Origin of the sequence: Luteimonas sp. MC1828 (genome assembly GCF_016461615.1) — a bacterium.
In the GTDB taxonomy this organism is placed as follows: domain Bacteria; phylum Pseudomonadota; class Gammaproteobacteria; order Xanthomonadales; family Xanthomonadaceae; genus Luteimonas.
Genome location: NZ_JAEMNY010000001.1, coordinates 710,183 through 729,334 on the forward strand (window position 1 = coordinate 710,183; position 19,152 = coordinate 729,334).

The window sequence follows — 19,152 nt, forward strand, 5'->3', positions numbered from 1 at the left end:
GACGTGCCGATGACTGCGCAGTCGATGGCCGATGCCGCCTTGGCGGGCCAACCGCACGCCATCGTGGAGCGCGACGGTGTGCGCTACACGTTGCTCGGCACCGCGCACGTGTCGCGCGCCAGCGTGGACGCGGTGCGCGCGGCCATCGCCAGCGGCCACTACGACGCGGTCGCCGTAGAACTCGACGAACAACGCCTGCAGGCGATGACCGATCCCGACTCCCTGGGAAGGCTCGACCTGGTGAAGGTGCTGCGCGAAGGCAAGACGCCGCTGTTCGCCGCCAACCTGGCGCTCGCAAGCTACCAGCGCCGCCTGGCCGAGCAGATGGGCGTCGAGCCCGGCGCCGAGCTCAAGGCCGCGGCCGCCGACGCCCGTGCCCGCGGCCTGCCGCTGCAACTGATCGACCGCGACGTCGGCCTGACCTTCAGGCGCGCGATGCAGCGCCTCGGCTGGTGGGGGCGCGCCAAGGTCAGCGGCAGCCTGATGATGGGCCTGATCGCAAGTGACGCGGTCGGCGACGACGACATCGAGCGCCTCAAGCAGGGCGACGTGCTGGAAGCGAGCTTCAGCGAGTTCGCCGGCGAGGTGCCGGAGCTTTACGAAGCCATCATCACCGAGCGTGACCGCTACATGGCCGCGCGCCTGCGCGAGCCGCCGGCGGGCGCCCACGAGGTGCTGGCCGTGGTTGGCGCCGGGCACCTGAAGGGCCTGGCGGCTCACCTGGCGGACGATCGTGAACCGCCGGACGAGGTACGCGCAGGCCTGGAGACCGTCAAGCCCAAGTCGCGCGTGCCGTGGATGGAGATCAGCATCGCGGTGGTCGTGCTGGGCGGCTTTGCCTGGGGGTTCTGGCGCGGCGGCTTCGACGTCGGTGCCGACCTGATGCTGCAATGGGTGCTGGTCACCGGAAGCCTGGGCGCGCTGGGCTGCGCGATCGCCGGCGGCCATCCGCTGAGCATCCTGGCCGCCTTCGTCGCGTCGCCGATCACGCCGCTGCACCCGGCGCTGGCATCGGGCACCGTCAGCGCGCTGGTCGAAGCCGCGCTGCGCAAGCCTACCTACGCCGACTTCATGGCCCTGCGCGACGACGTCGGCACGGTGCGTGGCTGGTGGCGCAACCGCGTGGCGCGCGTGCTGCTGAATTTCTTCCTGACCAGCATGGGCACCGCGATCGGCGTCTGGACCGGCGGCCTACGGATGCTCGGCAAGCTGTTCGGCTGATACCGCCCCGCGCCCGCCACGGGCGCGGCGCAGCAACCTCGCGGTGCCGTTGGCCAGGTCGTCGAGCATCGCGTAGATCGTCGGCAGGAACAGCAGGCTGACCACGGTCGAGAACGCCAGCCCGCCGGCCACGGCGCGCGCCATCGGCGAGTACGCCAGCCCGCCGAGCACCACCGTGTCGCTGAGCGAAATCGGCACCATCGCCAGGATCGCCGTGCCCATGGTCATCAGGATCGGGCGCAGGCGCTCGCGGCTGCCTTCGACCAGTGCGTCGGTACGCGACATGCCGCGCCGCCGCAGGTTGTTGATGTGCTCCACCATCACGATGCCGTTGTTCACCACCACGCCCATCAGCACCAGGATGCCGATGAAGCCCATCACGGTGAACGACGTGCCGGTGAGCCAGAACAGCCAGAACACGCCGAGGATCGAGAACAGCACGCAGCTCATGATGGCCGCGGGGAACAGCAGCGACTCGAACACCGCCGCCATCACCACGTAGATCATCAGCAGCGCCAGCAGCAGGTTGAACATCATCTGCTGCATCGCCTTCTGGTCTTCCTCGAAGCCACTGCCCGAAAAACTGTGGCCATAGCCGGCCGGCAGCGACAGCGAGTCGATCACGCTCTCCATGGCCTTGCGCGCCTGCTCCATCGTGGTCTCGCCTTCCAGGTTGGCCTGGATGCCGACCGCGGTCTGCCGGTCATGGCGCGCGATGCGGCTGTCGGTCGGCTGCACCTCCATGTCCACCATTGCCAGCAATGGCACCTGGCGCCCGTCGGGGCTGCGCACCATGAAGCCTGCGATGTCCGAAGGCTGGTACTGCTGCGCACCTTCGAAGCGCACCCACACCGGCACCTCGGAATCGCCGCGGCGGTACTCGCGCAGCTGGCTGCCGCGCAGCGCCATCGCCACGAACGACGACACCTGCTCGGCGCTGAAACCGAACGCGGCCGCGCGCTCGCGGTCCACGCGCACCGCCAGCTCCTCGCCGCGGTCGCCCTGGTCGACGCGCACGTCGCGCAGCTCGGGCCGCGCTTCGAGCATCGGCACCACGTCGTCGGCGATATCCCGCAGCTGCGCGGCGCTGTCACCCACCAGCTGCACGCTGACGTTCTTGCCCAGCCCGCCGCCTCCACCGCCCTGCCCGCCGTTTCCGCGCACGCCGATCTCGGCGCGTGCCGAACGCGGCAGCGCCTTGCTGATCGCCTCGGCGAGCTCGCTGGTGTCCTTCACGTCGTCGTCGAAGGTCAGCATGGTGCCGGAATCGGTGTTTTCGCCGAACCAGGAATAGATCTGGATGATGCGGAAGCGCTCGCGGTTCTCGTCGAGGAAGTCCTCCACGCGCCCGATCTCCTCCGACATCTGCGCGGTGGTGTAGCTGCCCTTCCACTGGTAATAGACGTTGAGTTCGCCCTGGTCCCCGCCGCCGAACATGTCGAAGGTGGTGCCCTTGATGGGCACCACGCTGGCCGCGATCACCAGCACGATGCCGGCCACGCTCCAGCCGCGATGCACCAGGGTCCAGCGCAGCAGGCGCGCGTAGCGCCCCTGCATGCGGCGGATCATGCCGCCCTTCTCCGCCAGCGCCGGCGGCGTGCGCATGCGCGCCGAGAGCATCGGGATCAGGCTCACGGCCACCAGCCACGACGCCAACAGCGACACCGAGATGGTGATCGCGATCTGCGCCATGAAGATGCTGATGTCGTTGGTTTCGCCCAGCAGGTTGGGCAGGAACACGATGCAGTGGCAGAGCGTGCCCGCCGACAGCGCGATGGCCACGTTGCGGGTGCCCACGATCGACGCGCGCCAGGTGTCACCCGGGTTGCGCTCGCGCTCCTGGTAGATGCTTTCCACCACCACCACCGCGTTGTCGACCAGCATGCCCACGGCCAACAGCAGTCCCATCAGGCTCAGGATGTTGAGCGTGACGCCGAAGAAATGCATGAAGCCCAGCGTCATCACGAAGCAGATCGGGATCGCCAGGGTCACCATCAGCGTGGACGGCCAGTGGCGCAGGAAGAAGAACAGGACCAGGATCGACAGCAGCAGGCCGATTGCCCCGGCCTCGGCGAGCTCGAGCAGGGAGCTTGTCACCGACTCGCCCATGTCCTGCAGGACCTTGAATTCCACGCCTTCGAGTCCCGGCTCCGAGCCGGCGGCCCGCATCTCGGCCAACGCGTTGCGCGAGACCTCGACCAGGTTGGCATCGCGTTCCTTGTAGATCTCCAGGCCCACTGCGGCGCGTCCGTCCAGGCGACGGCGGAAATCCACGCGTTCCGGCTTGAGCTGCACCGTGGCCACATCACCGAGACGCAGGCCGCTCGCATCGACGACCAAGTCGCGCAGCTCGGCCAGCTCGGTCACCTCGCCCTGCGGCTGCACGCGCAGGCGCACGCCGCCATCCTCGATCATCCCGGCCGACACCGAGAAGTTCACCGTGCGCAGGCGCTCGGCGAGCGCATTGAGCGCGATGCCGTGCGCGTTGAGGCGGTCGGGGTCGATCGCGATCTCGACCTCGTTGGCCGGCGCGCCGTTGATCTCGACGCGCGCCACGCCCGGCACGCGTTCGATGCGGCGCTTGAGCTGGCGGTCGATCAGGTCGTACGACGATGACATGTCGACATCGCCGGCCAGTCGCACGCGCAGGATCGCCTGGTCGCCTGTGGACCACTTGAACACGAAGTAGCGCCGGAAGTCGTCGGGCAGCTCCTCGCGGATGGCGTCCAGCCGCTCGCGCGCCTCGGACGCCGTGATCGCGATGTCGCGGTCCCAGTCATTGAACTCCATGAACACGCCGGCGCCGTTGGCCGTGGCCTCGCCGCGCATGCGCTTGACGCCGGTCATCGTGGCCAGCGCCTCTTCGGCCGGCCGCAGCACGTTGCGCTCGACCTCTTCCGGCGTGGAACCCTCATACGGCAGCTGCACGAACAGGAACGGCGCCGACACGTCCGGCAGCGCCTCCAGCGGCAGACGGAACGACGCAATCAGGCCGACCACGAACAGCGACACGAACAGCATCACCGTGGTCACAGGGCGCCGCAGGCTGAACTCCGCGACGGTCATGCAGGCAGCCCGTCGTCGCTGGCATTGCCGCCGGACACGGCGCGCGCCCGGCGTCCGCGTTCCAGGTAATACGCGTCACCGCGGCGATCCAGGAGGTCGTAGACCACCGGGATCACCAGCAACGTCAGCAGCGTGGACACCAGCAACCCGCCGATCACCGTGATCGCCATCGGCGAGCGCACTTCCGCCCCTTCGCCGAACGCCAGCGCCAGCGGCATGAAGCCGAACAGCGTCGAGAGCGTGGTCATCACGATCGGACGCAGGCGCGAGCGTGCGCCTTCGACCAGGGCATCGCGCTTGGCCACGCCGGCCTCGCGCAGCTGGTTGACCTTGTCGATCAGGATGATCGCGTTCTTCACCACCAGGCCCACCATCAGGATCAAGCCGATGAACACCACCACCGAGACCGTGTTGCCGGTCAACAGCAGCGCCAGGATCGCGCCGACCATCGCCAGGGGGATGGTGAACAGGATCACGAACGGATGCAGCAGCGATTCGAACTGCGACGCCATCACCAGGTAGACCATGAAGATCGCCAGCGCGAACGCGAACAGCAGCGAGTTGAGCGAGTCGGCGAGCTCCTCGCCCTGGCCACCGACGTGCATGCCGATGCCGGCGCCGAGCGGGTTCTCGCTGACCAGGCGGCGGACGTCCTCGACCGCGGCTCCCAGGTCGATGTCGCGCAGGTTGGCCGACACCACCGCCACACGCACCTGGTCGGCGCGATGCACTTCGCTGGGGCCGGTGGTGGCAACCACATCGGCCACCGCCGACAGGCGCACCGGACGCGCGGATGCGGGATTGACGATCAGGTCGCGGATCGCCTGCACCGAGTCACGCTCGCCCTGGCGTGCACGCACCAGCACGTCGATCTTGCGGTCGCGGAAGTCGTAGCGCGTGGCGACCTCGCCGCGCACCGAGTTGACCACGGCATCCGCAACCTGGCGCGTGGTCAGCCCGAGCGCGCCGGCACGTTCCTGGTCGAACACGATGCGGATCTCCGGCGCGCCCTGCTCCACGGTCGACTTGACGTCGGCGTAGTGCGGGCTGTCACGCAGCAGTGCGGCAAGGCGCTGCCCCGCGGCCGCGAGTTCGTCGAGGTCCTGGCCGCGCAGCTCGATCTCCAGCGGATTTGAGAAACTGAAAAGCGCCGGGCGGCTGAAATCGACCTGCGCACCGGGATGGCCCTGCATGGTCGCGCGCAGGCTTTCTGTGAGCTCCGCCTCGAGGGCGCGGCTGCCACCGTCCTCCATCACCACCGTCAGGCGGCCGATGTTCTCGCCGCTGTCGGTGGGGTTGGCATCCAGCCGCGTGCCGGTGCCGCTGACGCCGAACAGCACGGCGATGCCGTCATCGTCGGCGTGGGCCTGCTGCACCTGGCGGACCAACGCATCGGTCTGGCGCAACGGCGTGCCGGGCGGCAGCCGCGCGGTCATCTCGAACCGGTCCTGGGCAAGCTGCGGGATCAGGTCGGTGCCCAAGGTGGGCACGATGGCCATGGTGGCCACGAACGCGGCAAGCGCCACCCCAAGCACCAGGCGCGGGCGAGCGAGCGCCGCAGGCAGCATGCGCAGGTAGCCGCCTTCGGCGCGCGCATAGGGCGCCATCGCGACGCGACTGGCCGTGCGCATCGGCGGGCCGACGATCGCCGCCAGCAGACGCCCGGCGCGCACCAGTGCCCAGGCGATGCCGAAGAACAGGGCACGCAACGCCCAGCCGATGCCACGTCCGGTCGCGGCGGCAGGTCGCTGCCAGCGCTTTTCCGGGCGCCACTGCGGGTGTGCTGCTTCCTCGGGGAACGCCAGTGGCGCCCGCGCCTTGAGCGCGCTCAGCATCGGGATCAGGGTCAAGGCCACCAGCAGCGAGATGCCGACAGCCAGCGCGATGGTCATCGCCTGGTCGCGGAACAGCTGCCCGGCGATGCCTTCCACGAACACCAGCGGCAGGAACACCGCGATGATGGTGAGCGTGGAGGCCACGACCGCCATGCCGACCTCGCGCGTGCCTACGATCGCGGCATCCAGCACGCCGAGGCCGCGTTCGCGCGCCTTGGCGATGCTTTCCAGCACCACGATCGAGTCGTCCACCACCAGCCCGGTGGCCAGCGCCAGCCCGCCGAGCGACATCACGTTGAGGCTCAGGCCGAACTGGTCCATGAAGAAGAACGTGGTGATGATCGACACCGGCAGCGAAATGCCGACCACGAACGTGCTCCACGCGTTGCGCAGGAACAGGAAGATGATCAGGATCGCCAGCGCGCCGCCGATCAGTGCGTCGGTGCGCACGTCGGAGATCGCCGCGCGGATGAACTTCGCCTGGTCGTCCACCACCGCCAGCTCCACGCCCGACGGCAGCTGCTTGCGGATCTGCACCAGGCGCTGCTCCACGGCATCCGCCGTGGCCACGGTGTTGGCGTCGCCTTCCTTGTAGATCGCAAGCTCCACCGCCTCGCGACCGTCGAGGCGGATGATCGCCTCGCGCTCCTTGAAGCCCTGTCGGACCTCGGCGATATCGCCCAGCCGCACCGCGCGCCCATCGGCGACCGCACGGTTGGATGCCGACGCGGCGCTCTGCGCCGACATCGCCGCGGCCATCACCGAGGCGTCGCCGGATGCGGCCGCCAGGCGCGCCACTTCGTCGGCGCCGCCGCCGCCCGAACTACCGGTCTGCGTCGCCACCAGCATGCCGCGGATCTCGTCCACGCCCGCGAACTGGTTGACGGTGCGCACCAGATAGCGCTGCGTGCCCTGCTCCAGCCGGCCGCCGGACAGGTTGATGTTCTCTTCCTTCAGGCGCTGCACCACGGCGTCGACCGACAGGCCGATCTGCGAGAGCTTCTGCAGGTCCAGCTCGACCTGGATCTCGTCCTCGAGGCCACCGCCCACCTTCACCGCTGCCGCACCGGGCACGGTTTCCAGTTTCTTCTTCAGGTCGTCGTCGGCGTAGCGGCGCAGCAGTGGCAGCTCGCGCATGACATCACCTTCGCCGCTGCTGCGCAGCGCGAGGCGCAGGATCGGCTCGGTCGCGGGATTGAAGCGCAGCAGCACCGGAGGCGTGACCTCGAGCGGCAGCTGCAGGGTCTCCATCTTGTCGCGGACTTCCAGGCTCGCCTGGTCCATGTCCGTGCCCCAGGCGAACTCGAGCACCACGTCGCTCTGGCCGGTGCGCGACACCGACTTCAGCCGGCGCAGACCCTTCACCACGCCGAGCGACTCTTCCACCGGCTCGCTGACCAGGGTTTCGATTTCCTGCGGCGCGGCACCCGTGTATTCGGTGCGCACGGTCAGCGTCGGATAGCTGATGTCGGGCAGCAGGTTGACCTTGAGGTTGCCGAGTGCGATCAGCCCGAACAGCAGCATGCTGACGGTCACCATCGCCACCGTCACCCGACGGCGCACCGAGAATCCAACCAGGCCGTCGGCACGCACGGTGCCATCAACCCCGTCCGCGTGCTGCAGGTCGCGGCCCTCCCCGCCGCGGGTGCTCATCGTGTCTGCCCGTCGGCCTTGGCGCCGGCCTCGGTGGCCGCCGTGGCGACCACCGTGGGCGGATCACCAATGACCTGGACCGCGCTGCCATCACGCAGCGTCACCTTGCCCGCCGTGACCACGCGGTCACCGGCATCCAGGCCCTTGCGTACTTCCACGAAGGCGCCTTCGACATAGCCGGTTTCGATGGTGGTGCGGACGGCCTTTCCATCGCGCACCACGAACACAGCGGGGTCGCCCTCATCCTCGAGCAACGCGGTGCGCGGGATGGCCAGCGCGTTGGCGCGGTTGTCGTAGTCGATGCCCATGCGCGCGAACATGCCGGGCTGCAGCGCACTGTCATCCGGATCAAAGGCGCAGACCACGCGGAACGTGCCGCTGCCCGCTTCGATCACCGGCGCGATGCGCGCCACCACGCCTTCGAACGTGCGGCCGGGCAGCGCATCGACCTGCATGCGAACCGGCAACCCGGCACGCAGCGTGGTCAGGTCGCGCTCGGGCACGTTGAGCGTGGCCTCGAGTCGCGAGTTGTCGACGATGCGCAGGATCGGGGTGTTGATCTGCACGAAGTTGCCGGTCTTGATGGATCGCGACGCAATGACGCCCGAAATCGGCGCGACCACGTTGGTGTACGACAGCTCGAGCTGCGCCAGGCGCCAGGCCGCGCGCGCGTTTTCGAGGTCGTAGCGCAGCTGGTCGTGATCGCCCACGCTCACCATCTGCTGGTCGACCAGCTGGCTGGCGCGACGGAAGTTGGCTTCGAGCTTGCGCATCTGCGCGTCGACCTGCGCCAGGTTGAGTCGTGCGCGGTCGGCATCGATGCGCACCAGCACCTGCCCGGCGCGCACCGCATCGCCTTCTTCCACCAGCACCTGCAGGGCGACACCCGAGGTCTTGGAGACCACCTGTGCTTCGGCGCGCGCTTCCAAAGTGGCACTCCCGCTGTAGCTCGCGGCGATCGCGCGCGGCGCCGCCGCAACGGCCTCGACCGGCACCGCTTCGGGCGCCTTTTCCGCGTCCTTCGCCGCGGCATCGGCGTCTCCGCGACAACCCTGCATGAGCAGGCTGGCGGACAACATGAGGACAGCGAGGCCGACGGTGCGGCGACGCGTGACAGCGGGACTCGGAAGCATGGATGGGCAGCCAGAATGGTGTGGTAGCAAGGTATAGCACCGGCCCCGGCGCGGATATCCGCCGAAGGTCATGGTGGCAAGCGGCAGGGCTGATCACGCGCGTGGCAACGAAGCGCCAACGCGTGGCGTTAACAGTCGCTGAGTCGGCGGCTATACTGCGCCGATTGCACGCGTCCGCAAGGCCGCTCGCGCCCAGCCATACCACCCAGCCTCAGGATGCGGACCCAGACATGATGCGACCGATGCCGATCGCCGCCTGCCTCGCCCTTGCCCTTGCCTCGTTTGCTCCCGCCGCCCTCGCGCAGCAGGCCGCCGCGGGCAACGCCGAGAGCGGGCGCATGCTTACCTATACGTGCGTGGGTTGCCACGGCATCGAGGGTTACAAGAACGCCTATCCGCACTACCACGTGCCGCGGATCGGCGGCCAGTCCAACGAATACCTGGTCAATGCGCTCACCGAGTACCGCAACGGCACGCGCAAGCACCCGACCATGCAGGTGCAGGCGCAGAGTTTCTCGGAACAGGACATCGCCGACATCGCCGCCTTCATTTCGGGACTGACGCCGTGAGCCGCCCCATGACGATCGCCAAAGCCGCAAGCCTCGCCCTGGTCCTGGTCGCGACCGTGGGCCTCGCCGCATGCGGCGACGGCACCACCGCCAGCGGTGTCGCGTCCGCCACCACAGTCAACGCGCTGCCGGTTGGCCGCATCGCCCAGGGCGAACAGCTCGCCAACACCAAGGGCGCTGCCACCGGCCAGTCGTGCATCGACTGCCATGGCGCCGACGGCAACGTCCCGCTCGATCCCGCCTACCCGAAGCTCGGCGGCCAGTACCGCGACTACCTTGCACATGCGCTGCAGACCTATCGCAGCGGCGCGCGCGACCACGCGCTCATGTCCAGCCAGGCCCGCGGCCTGGACGACCAGCAGATCGCCGACCTCGCCGCGTATTTCGCCTCGCGTCCGGGCCAGCTCCGCGACCTGCACGGTGCGCACGCCGGCAAGTGACCCACACCGCCGCCGGGGCTCGTTCCCGGCAGCTGATGCATCCCGAAAGCCCGCCTGACGCGGGCTTTCTGGTTTGCCGGCATCGCGCCTGCAATGAGGCGTGTAAAGTCTTGACGCATCCACGCAGGCCGGTGCCGCAGACCTAAAGGGAGTGCGCCCATGGTGTTCCGCGTTTCGTTGATCCTGGTCTTCGTGCTGGCGCTGGTGGCCGGGCTGGCGCCGGAACCATTCGGGGCGATGACCGGCACGGCGCTGGCAACGGTGATCGAGCACGCCGGCTGGCTGTACCTACTGATCGTGTTCCTCACCCTGGTGTTCATGGCCTACCTTGCCTTCGGACCGCTCGCCGCGCTCCGCATCGGTGGCCGTGACGCCGAGCCGCAATTCTCCCGGCCGACCTGGCTGGCGCTGCTGTTCGCCGCCGGCATGGGCATCGGTCTGGTGTTCTGGGGCGCGGCAGAGCCCGTCTCGCACCTGGTCAATCCGCCGGAAGGCCTGCCAGCGGACACGCCACAGGCCGCGCGTGCGGCGATGCGCTATACCTTCTTCCACTGGGGCCTGCACCCCTGGGCCATCTATGCCCTGATGGGACTGGCCATCGCCTGGTTCCAGTACAACCGCGGCGGTCGCGGACTGGTGAGCGACCTGCTGCAGCCGCTCATCGGCGACCGCCACCTGGGCTGGATGGGCGCGACGGTCAACATCGTCGCGGTCGTGGCGACCGCCATCGGTGTGGCCACTACGCTCGGCTTCGGCACCATGCAGATCAGCGCCGGCATGGGGCGCGTGTTCGGCCTGCCCAGCGGGCTCGGCATGCAGCTGTCGGTGATCGCCGTGTGCTTCGTGCTGTACATGGCGTCGAGCGCCAGCGGCGTGGACCGCGGCATCAAGTGGCTGTCGAACTTCAACCTGGTCCTTGCCGGCCTGCTTCTGCTGGCGGTGGCGTTGCTGGGGCCCACCGGCTTCATCTTCGAAACTTTCACCACCTCGTTGGGCAGCTATCTCGACCACCTGCTTGAGATGAGCCTCACGATGACTCCGTTCTCCGGCAGCAGCTGGGTGGCCGACTGGACGATCTTCTACTGGGCGTGGTGGATTTCGTGGTCGCCGTTCGTGGGCGCGTTCATCGCGCGCGTGTCGTACGGGCGCAGCGTGCGCGAGTTCGTGCTGGGGGTGGTCGCGGTGCCCAGCCTGCTCGGCTTCGCGTGGTTCGCCACGTTTGGTGGAACCGCGCTGTGGGCGCAGATCTTCGGCGGCGCGGACATGGCTGGGGCGCTTGCGACAGGTTACGAGACGGTGCTGTTCGGCATGTACGACATGCTGCCGCTGTCCGGGCTGCTGTCGGGCCTGACCATCCTGCTGCTGGTGATCTTCTTCGTGACGTCGGCCGATTCAGCGGTGCTGGTGCTCGGCTCGATGTCGAGCGAGTCCGCCGGGGATCCGACACTGGCACGCAAGTTTGCCTGGGGCATCGCCATCGCGGTGGTCGCTGCGGCCATGCTGGTCGCCGGCGGCCTCGAGGCCTTGCAGGCGCTGATCACCGTGGCGGCGCTGCCCTTCGCGCTGCTCATGATCGCGGTCATGGTGGGCCTGAACCGCGTGCTGCGCCTCGAAGCGCTGCGCGAAAAGGCCGAGGCGCGACGCGCGCGGCGCGTGCTCGAGGACTGGGTCGCGCGCGAACAGGAGCAGCAGGCGCAGGCGATCGCCGCGAAGGCGAACGGTGACGCCGGCGTGCCGGCCGCACCGCATCCACCAGGCCGCTGACCACGCGGCAGAACGGCGCGCTCAGGGCGCGCTGCCGGGCTCCGGCCCGAGGCTGTCCTGGTCTTCCTGCAGCTCCCGCTTGAAGGGCACGTCGGGCGCTTTGCGCGCGGTGGCCTCCACGTCCTGCATGTTGGGGTCGACGATGTCGCAGGCGCCGCCGAGCGCCAGCATTACCGTCACGCAGCGGATCGACTTGGAGCTCCCGGGAATCGGGATCCGCACCTCGGTGACGCTCTTGCGCACCCATTCGGCAAGCAGGCTTTCATGCGGCACCCAGTAGCGGTCCAGCGAGGTCGGCTCGTAGCCGATCGGCGGACGCTTGAGCCAGGTGCCATTGCGGTCGATCTTCTCGAAATCCTCGGTGATCGTGCCCGGCGGCAGGCCACCACCCACGCGCCCATCACCGGGAAGGCGCGCGCTGCCGTCGGCGTTGAACAGGCCCCGGCTTCCGGCCTGGCCACCGGCGACGTTGCGCGTGGAATCGCCCCGGTCGTTGCCGCGGCGCGACGATGGCAGGGCACCGGGTTTTGCGTCCGCGGCTGGACCCGCACCTGCGGCAGTCCCGCTGGCGCGCGCACCGCTCCCGGCGGCGTCCGGGCGCCCGCCTGCGGGTGCAGGCGACGCAGCCGTGGACGTGCCCGCCCCGCCCTGTGCGCTGCTGCCTGGCGCATTCGCGGACGTCGCTGTGGCCGCAGTCGCCGCTGATGCATCGCTGGCCGCTCGCTGCGTCGGCATCGGCACGCCCCGGTCGCGCACCGCGGGCGCCTGCGTGGCTGGCTGCCGGGTGGTCATCGTTGGAACCTCGCGCGCGGGCTGCGTGGAGATCCTGGCGGCCTCCGGGGCCACTTCGATTTCGCGCTCGACCACCGCCACCCCGCGCGGCGAAGGCTTGGGCACCGCCACCTCGATCGGGCGCGTGCGCACCTCGGCCAGTACCGGGGTCACCGGCGCGGCGGCCACTTCGATCTCGCGGGTCCGGGCCACCACATCCCTCGGCGCGACAGGCGGAGCGTCGATGTCGATCGGCCGCGGCGGCGGCACGGTGAAGCGGGTATCGGGCACTGCCACCTCGGTGACCTGCAGCGGTGACGGTACGGGCTCGACCGCAGCTACCGGCGGCGCCTCGTCCAGCGCCTCGCCGCGCTCCGGCAGTGGTGCAGGCGGTGGCGCGGGCTGCGGCTCGCGGGCTGCCGCCGCGGATGGCGCAGCGGATGCCGATGCAGCAGGCGACGGTTCATCGTCACTGGTCGCCTGCGCGGCGCCGCCTCCGGCATCTTCTGGGGTGCCGGTGCCGATGAATTCCACCTGGATCACCTGCTCGCCTTCGCGCGCCGCCTCCGGCGCCGCGAACACGAAGAAGCGCGCATGCATCAACCACACCAGCGCGAGTGCGAACAGCAGATGCAGGAGGATGCTCAGCGTCATCGCCGCAACGCGCGTGCCGCGCTCGTCGCGGCTGGCCGGTTGCCAACCCTGGCGCCAGAGCGTGGCGTAGGCGCGCCAGGGGCCCAGCACTTCGAGCACCTGCGTGGACGGCTGCGGCTCGCGTGCCATCAGGAGCGCGGCGATATCGCCGGCAGCCGCGCCTGCCACGCCGCGGCTGCGCGCCTGCGTTGCGATGAACCAGTCGCGCCAACCAGGTGGGAACTCGCCGACCGGAGGCAGTGGACGAAGGGAACGCCGGGTGCGCCGGCGCAGGGCTTCGATCAGTTCGGCGGAAGAGAACATCCGTCGCGGTCGAAGCGCGGGCGCGCGATCAGGCCGAAGCGCGCGGGATGTAGGGCGCGGCGCCGGTGTCGTGGTCGGTGGCGTCGCGCACGGCGGTCACCCCCGGCACGCGCTCCATCAGCGTTTTCTCGATGCCCTGCTTGAGAGTGACGTCGGCCATGCCGCAGCCGTGGCAGCCACCGCCGAAGCGCAGCAGCACCACGCCGTCGGCACGCACTTCCTCCACGTCGACATGGCCGCGATGCTGGGCGAGCTGCGGATTGACCACGTGCTCCACCGTCCAGCGCACGCGTTCGACCAGCGAGGCGTCGGCATCGGGCTCCTGGCCCTTGATCTTGGGCGCGCGGATCTGCAGCTGCCCGCCCGTGGCCAGCGTGGCGTAATCGATCTCGGCGCCGTCGAGGAACGGCACGCTGGGCGCGTCCAGCCACAGGGTGAAGCCCTGGCAGTCGATCGCCCACTCGTCACCCTGAAGTTCATCGGGCGCGGCGAACTCGAGCCTGACGTCGGCCTCGGGGGTGCCGGCACGCATCGCAGCCAGGCGTACGCCCATGCCGGACACGGCCTCACGCTCGATCAGCTTGCGGAAATGGGTCTGCGCGGATTCGGAGATCTGGATCATGGGCGTATTCTAGCCGCCCTGCCCGTCGTTGCCGCATACGCGTCGGGCGCGCGCACCGCGCCACACCTTTCGTTCAGCGCAGCCGGGGCATCCGGCCACAGGAGACACCATGTCCGACCTCATCCCGCTCGCCCAGGCCCACTGCATTCCGCGCAAGGGCAGCGAACACAGGCTCCACGAAGGCCGCGTCCACGAACTCATGCCCGAAGTCGCCGGCTGGTCGCTGGCGGAGAACGGCCAGGCGCTGACCCGAACCTTCCGCTTCCCCGACTACTACCGGACCATGTCGTTCGTGAACGCGCTGGCGCACATGGCCAACCGCGAGGACCACCACCCCGATCTCGGCGTGCACTACGACCGCTGCGTGGTGCGCTATTCCACCCACGACGTCGGCGGGCTGAGCGAGAACGACTTCATCTGCGCGGCGCGCGCGGACGCGATCGCCGGCTGAGGCATCGTTGGCGGCGTGTACCGCCGTGGACTCCGGCAGGCGGCTAGCGCAGGCGGTCCAGCACCTCGCCCAGCTCGGGATCGAGCGGCGCGCTCAGCACGTACGGCGCCTTGCCGTAGTCGAGCGCGAACTCCAGCGACGCGGCGTGCAGGAACATGCGCCGCAGGCCGACCTGGTCGCGCAGGCGGCGGTTGACCTCGGGCTCGCCGTACTTGTCGTCACCGGCCACCGGATGGCCGATGTGCCGCGCATGGGCGCGGATCTGGTGGGTGCGGCCGGTCTCGATGCGCACTTCGCAATAGGAATGCCCTCCCAGACGTTCCAGCACCCGGAAGTGGCTGAGCGACGCCTTGCCCGCCGGGTTGACCTGGACATGGCGCTCGCCGCCCTGGCGCAGCCCGACGTGCAGCGGGGCATCCACGCTCATCACGCCGTCGGGCATGCGCCCGGTGAGCAGCGCCAGGTAGCGCTTGCGCAGTCCGGCGCCACCGTCCTCGCGCATCAGCGCCTGCAGCCCGGTCAGCGCGGAGCGCTTCTTCGCCACCACCATGAGGCCCGACGTGTCGCGGTCGAGGCGGTGCACCAGCTCCAGCGGCTCGCCCGGACGCAGGGCGCGCAGGGTCTCGATGACGCCGAAACTGATGCCGCTGCCGCCGTGGCTGGCGATACCGGCCGGCTTGCTGATGGCGAGCAGGCGGGCGTCCTCGAACACGATGCTGGCCGCCATGGCATCCAGCAGGCTGCGTCCGGGCACGCCCTTTTCGCCGGCCTCCTCCAGCCTCACGGGGGGAATCCGCACCTCGTCGCCGGCCTCCAGCCGCCGGTCGGCCTTGACCCGCCCCCCGTTCACACGCACCTGGCCGCTGCGCACGATCTTGTAGACCAGCGAACGCGGCGCGCCCTTCAGCTGCCCGAGCAGGAAGTTGTCCAGGCGCTGTCCGTCGCGGTCGTCGGGGATCCGCACCGTGCGGACGCCGCCCGTGGCGGGTGGATCGGGGTGGCGCTCGGTCATTCGCTGGATCCTGTATGCATGCGGTGCCGGCTGCCTGCTGCAACCGGCCTGGAGTCTTTTTCTGATACACTCACGCCGCGAGATAAGGTGCTGATTTCGCAGGAAGTTCACCGGCCAAAAGCCGGCCTTCCGCGGATCCCGTACAGCGCGCGGCCACTGCCCACGGGGCAGCCATGTTAGCGGCTGGACAGCAGTTCCTGTGATCGCCCGGTGCCACGGCACCGGCGCTGAACATGTCCCGAGCGGCGCGGACGCCCCTGCCTTGATGGCATCGGCATCCGCTGCCGCCGGCCCAAACTAAAATTCAAGAGTACAAGCGCTCCCGCGGCCCGCCGTGGTGTGCAGCGCTGGAAGCAACCGAGGTCGCCTTGGCGCTCACGCGCCGGCGGCAGGCCACATCCAGGCGAAACGCCCCGGCGTTCCGCGTGCGAGAGCGCGCGAGGAACGCACCATGAAACGCATGCTGATCAACGCGACGCAGGCAGAAGAGCTGCGCGTCGCCATCGTCGACGGCCAGAACCTGTACGACATCGACATCGAGCAACCGTCGAAGGAACACAAGAAGTCCAACATCTACAAGGGTCGCATCACCCGCATCGAGCCCTCGCTTGAAGCCGCCTTCATCGAATACGGCGCCGAGCGCCACGGCTTCCTGCCGCTGAAGGAAATCTCCCGCGACTACTTCGCCTCCGGCGTCGACCACAACAAGGCCGGCATCAAGGAGCTCCTGCGCGAAGGCCAGGAAGTCGTTGTCCAGGTGGACAAGGACGAGCGCGGCAACAAGGGCGCGGCGCTGACCACGTTCATCTCGCTGGCCGGCCGCTACATGGTGCTGATGCCGAACTCGCCCACCGCCGGTGGCGTGTCGCGCCGCATCGAGGGCGAGGACCGCGCCGAGCTGAAGAAGGCGATGGACGCCCTGCAGATCCCCGACGACATGGGCGTGATCATCCGCACCGCCGGCGTCGGCCGTGACGCCGAAGAGCTGCAGTGGGACCTCGACTACCTGCTGAGCGTCTGGCGCGCCGTGGCCGAAGCCGCGCTGAGCAAGCCCGCGCCGTTCCTGATCTACCAGGAATCGCGGCTGATCATCCGCGCGCTGCGCGACTACATGCGCGCCGACATCGGCGAGATCCTGGTCGACACCCCGGAGATGTTCGAGGAGGCCAAGGAGTTCGTCGAGCAGGTGATGCCGCACAACCTGCGCAAGCTCCGCTACTACACCGACGATGTCCCGCTCTTCAACCGCTTCCAGATCGAGTCGCAGATCGAGAACGCCTACGAGCGCACCATCCGCCTGCCCTCCGGCGGCGCGCTGGTGATCGACCAGACCGAAGCCCTGACCGCGGTCGACGTGAACTCCGCGCGCGCCACCAAGGGCGGCGACATCGAGGAGACCGCGTTCCACACCAACCTCGAGGCGGCTGATGAAGTCGCCCGCCAGCTGCGCCTGCGTGACCTCGGCGGCCTGGTGGTGATCGACTTCATCGACATGTCGTCGAGCAAGCACCAGCGCGACGTCGAGAACCGCCTCCAGAACGCGCTCAAGTACGACCGCGCGCGCGTGCAGATCGGGCGCATCTCGCGCTTCGGCCTGCTGGAGATGTCGCGCCAGCGCCTGCGTCCGAGCCTGGGCGAGTCCAGCCAGATCGTGTGCCCGCGTTGCGAGGGCCACGGCCGCATGCGCAGCATCGAATCGCTGGCGCTGTCGATCGTCCGCGTGGCCGAAGAACACGCCATGAAGGACAACACCGGGCAGGTGCTGGTGCAGGCCCCGGTCGACATCGCCAACTACCTGCTCAACGAGAAGCGCAGCGCGCTGGCCGAGATCGAACAGCGCCACGAGTCGCCGATCGTGATCGTCGCCGACGAGCAGCTGCAGACCCCGCATTACGAGGTCACCCGCCTGCGCGCCAACGAGCTCGACGAAGACTCGGCCAAGCCGAGCTACCGCCGCGGCACGCCGCGCAAGGTCGCGACCATCGCGCTCACCAAGGCCAACCTCAACGTGCCGGCTCCGGCCGCCATTACCCACGTGCAGCATGCGCAGCCCGCGCCGGTGCGCGAGCCGCGTCCGGCGCCGGAAGCGCAGCCGGTGGTTGCGCCGGTGGCCGCGCCGGTAGCCGCGCCCGCGACGGGCGGCCTGATGGGCTGGTTGAAGTCGCTGATGGGCGGCGCGTCCGCCGCTGCGCAGCCGCAGGCCCGTGACGCTGGCCAGCAGGACGGACGCCGCAATGACCGCGGCGAGCGCGGTCCGCGCCAGGAGCGCGACGCGCGCGGCGGCAAGAACGCTGGTGCCCGTGACGGACGCGATGGCCGCCGTGACGGCCGGCGTGGCGATCAGCAGTCGGGCCGCAACAGGCAGCAGGAAAAGCCCCAGCAGCAGTCGCAGCCGCAGGCAGCCAAGCAGCCGGCGGGTGGTCAACAACAGCAGCAGCAGGCCAAGCAGCCGCGGCCACCGCGGCCGCCACGCGCGGAAGGCGAGCGCGGGCAGCAGCAGGGCCGCCAGCGTCGCGACCAGGCGAGTGGCGATGCACCGAAGGCCGTTGAAAGCCAGATGCCCGTGGTCGAGGACGCAACGCTGACGGCGGCCACCGGCGTGATCACGGCTGCCGCCGCGACGCACGCTCCGGCCGCTTCGGCCGCTGCGGAAGCGCCGCGCGCTGCCTCGCAGCCCCGCCCGCTTCCGCCGGTGCCACAGGCTGCTGATGACGCCGGGGACGGCGACGACGAAGAGAGTCAGCGCGGCACGACCGATGCCACGGCGGATGACGACGGCTCCGACGGCCATGGCGAAGGCCCGCGTCGCCGCCGCGGTCGCCGCGGTGGCCGACGCCGCCGTCGCGGCAGTGGCGAAGGCGCCGCTGTCGAAGGCCAGGACGATGGCGTATCAGCCGAGGACGCGGGCGACGTTGCCCTCGCCGACAGCTCGCAGCCGGAATTCGACTTCGAGGACGATGAGGCCGCACCCGCCAAGCCGGCGCGCAGGCGCAGGCCGGCGTCCCCGGCGTCGGCCGCCGCCGCCGCGGTGACCGGCGTCGACACGGACACGGACATGGACGAGGCACCGGAAGTGGCTGACCCGCGCGACACCATGGTTGCAACGCCCGGGTCGGGCGCGACCGGAAGCGAAGCACCGGCAGCCATTGCGGTGTCGACGCCGCACGCGTTCGAACCCGCGATCGAACCCGCTGTCGAGCCTGCCGCACCTGTCGCTCAGGACGCGCCGCAGGTGCCCGTGGACGTTGTCGACGCCCCGGTTGTCGCAGTGGAGCCCGATGTCGTGGTCGTCGCCGATCCGGTCATCGCGCCTGACGTGGTCATCGTGCCTGGCGTGATCGTCCAGCCCGACGCGGTCGCAGCACCTGGCGTGGTGGCAGCACCCGCCGCGGTCGTGCAGCCGGACGTGGCGGCCGAACCGGCCCCGACCTCACTCGGCGCACAGCCGCGTGGCCTGTTCGACGCGGTGGAGCCGGCGCAGCCCGCCACCAGCGTCGAAGCCGATCACGGCAATACGGCCGGCGAAGTGGCCGCTGCTGACCTGGACGTGGATGCCGGTACCGGCAGCGACGCCAACACGCATGCCCACGACCGCGGCACCTCATCCGAGGACGACGACCAGGCGCCACGCGGCGCCTGATCGCCAACCGCCCCGCGT

Annotated in this window: 11 protein-coding genes and 1 pseudogene; 6 read left to right on the forward strand and 6 right to left on the reverse strand. The window is 69.6% G+C overall.

Annotation, left to right across the window (positions count from 1 at the left end; translation table 11 throughout):
* The first annotated feature begins 9 nt into the window (after window positions 1-9).
* Window positions 10-1,221, forward strand: a complete 1,212-nt coding sequence (locus JHB91_RS03390) for a TraB/GumN family protein (RefSeq protein ID WP_199373211.1) — start codon at window positions 10-12, stop codon at window positions 1,219-1,221.
* Here JHB91_RS03390 and JHB91_RS03395 read toward each other — a convergent pair.
* The 3 genes and pseudogenes from JHB91_RS03395 to JHB91_RS03405 form a co-directional block, all read right to left on the reverse strand.
* The gene (locus tag JHB91_RS03395) at window positions 1,192-4,287 is read right to left on the reverse strand and encodes an efflux RND transporter permease subunit (RefSeq protein ID WP_199471460.1); all 3,096 of its coding nucleotides are present in this window, start codon (window positions 4,285-4,287) and stop codon (window positions 1,192-1,194) included. The genes JHB91_RS03390 and JHB91_RS03395 overlap by 30 nt on opposite strands.
* A pseudogene (locus JHB91_RS03400) lies at window positions 4,284-7,703 on the reverse strand (efflux RND transporter permease subunit); the annotation flags it as partial. The pseudogene JHB91_RS03400 and the gene JHB91_RS03395, both read right to left, overlap by 4 nt.
* A 68-nt stretch (window positions 7,704-7,771) precedes the next feature.
* On the reverse strand, window positions 7,772-8,908 hold the full coding sequence (locus tag JHB91_RS03405; RefSeq protein WP_199372589.1) for an efflux RND transporter periplasmic adaptor subunit: 1,137 nt from the start codon (window positions 8,906-8,908) through the stop codon (window positions 7,772-7,774).
* 233 nt (window positions 8,909-9,141) lie between these two features.
* Here JHB91_RS03405 and JHB91_RS03410 point away from each other — a divergent pair, with 233 nt between their 5' ends.
* The 3 genes from JHB91_RS03410 (at window position 9,142) to JHB91_RS03420 (ending at window position 11,681) form a co-directional block, all read left to right on the forward strand.
* On the forward strand, window positions 9,142-9,477 hold the full coding sequence (locus JHB91_RS03410; RefSeq protein ID WP_199373210.1) for a cytochrome c: 336 nt from the start codon (window positions 9,142-9,144) through the stop codon (window positions 9,475-9,477).
* An 8-nt stretch (window positions 9,478-9,485) separates the two neighbouring features.
* Window positions 9,486-9,917 (forward strand): c-type cytochrome, encoded by a 432-nt coding sequence (locus JHB91_RS03415; RefSeq protein ID WP_199372588.1) that lies wholly within the window; start codon window positions 9,486-9,488, stop codon window positions 9,915-9,917.
* 159 nt (window positions 9,918-10,076) lie between these two features.
* On the forward strand, window positions 10,077-11,681 hold the full coding sequence (locus JHB91_RS03420) for a BCCT family transporter (RefSeq protein ID WP_199471464.1): 1,605 nt from the start codon (window positions 10,077-10,079) through the stop codon (window positions 11,679-11,681).
* A 21-nt stretch (window positions 11,682-11,702) separates the two neighbouring features.
* On the opposite strand, the gene JHB91_RS03425 is transcribed toward JHB91_RS03420, so the two are convergent.
* Both JHB91_RS03425 and JHB91_RS03430 read right to left on the reverse strand, forming a co-directional pair.
* A complete protein-coding gene (locus tag JHB91_RS03425) occupies window positions 11,703-13,409 on the reverse strand; it encodes a hypothetical protein (protein WP_199471466.1) in 1,707 nt (568 codons plus the stop codon).
* 28 nt (window positions 13,410-13,437) lie between these two features.
* Window positions 13,438-14,031, reverse strand: a complete 594-nt coding sequence (locus JHB91_RS03430; protein WP_199372585.1) for an NfuA family Fe-S biogenesis protein — start codon at window positions 14,029-14,031, stop codon at window positions 13,438-13,440.
* Window positions 14,032-14,140: 109 nt separating this feature from the next.
* On the opposite strand from JHB91_RS03430, the gene JHB91_RS03435 reads away from it, so the two are divergent.
* Window positions 14,141-14,482 (forward strand): 4a-hydroxytetrahydrobiopterin dehydratase, encoded by a 342-nt coding sequence (locus tag JHB91_RS03435; protein WP_199471467.1) that lies wholly within the window; start codon window positions 14,141-14,143, stop codon window positions 14,480-14,482.
* A gap of 43 nt (window positions 14,483-14,525) precedes the next feature.
* Here the strand turns inward: JHB91_RS03435 and JHB91_RS03440 are convergent, their stop codons facing one another.
* Window positions 14,526-15,494 carry an RluA family pseudouridine synthase gene (locus JHB91_RS03440; RefSeq protein ID WP_199471468.1) on the reverse strand — a complete coding sequence of 323 codons (969 nt, stop codon included), beginning with the start codon at window positions 15,492-15,494 and terminating at the stop codon, window positions 14,526-14,528.
* A 451-nt stretch (window positions 15,495-15,945) separates the two neighbouring features.
* Here JHB91_RS03440 and JHB91_RS03445 point away from each other — a divergent pair, with 451 nt between their 5' ends.
* On the forward strand, window positions 15,946-19,134 hold the full coding sequence (locus tag JHB91_RS03445; RefSeq protein ID WP_199471470.1) for an Rne/Rng family ribonuclease: 3,189 nt from the start codon (window positions 15,946-15,948) through the stop codon (window positions 19,132-19,134).
* Window positions 19,135-19,152 lie beyond the last annotated feature (18 nt).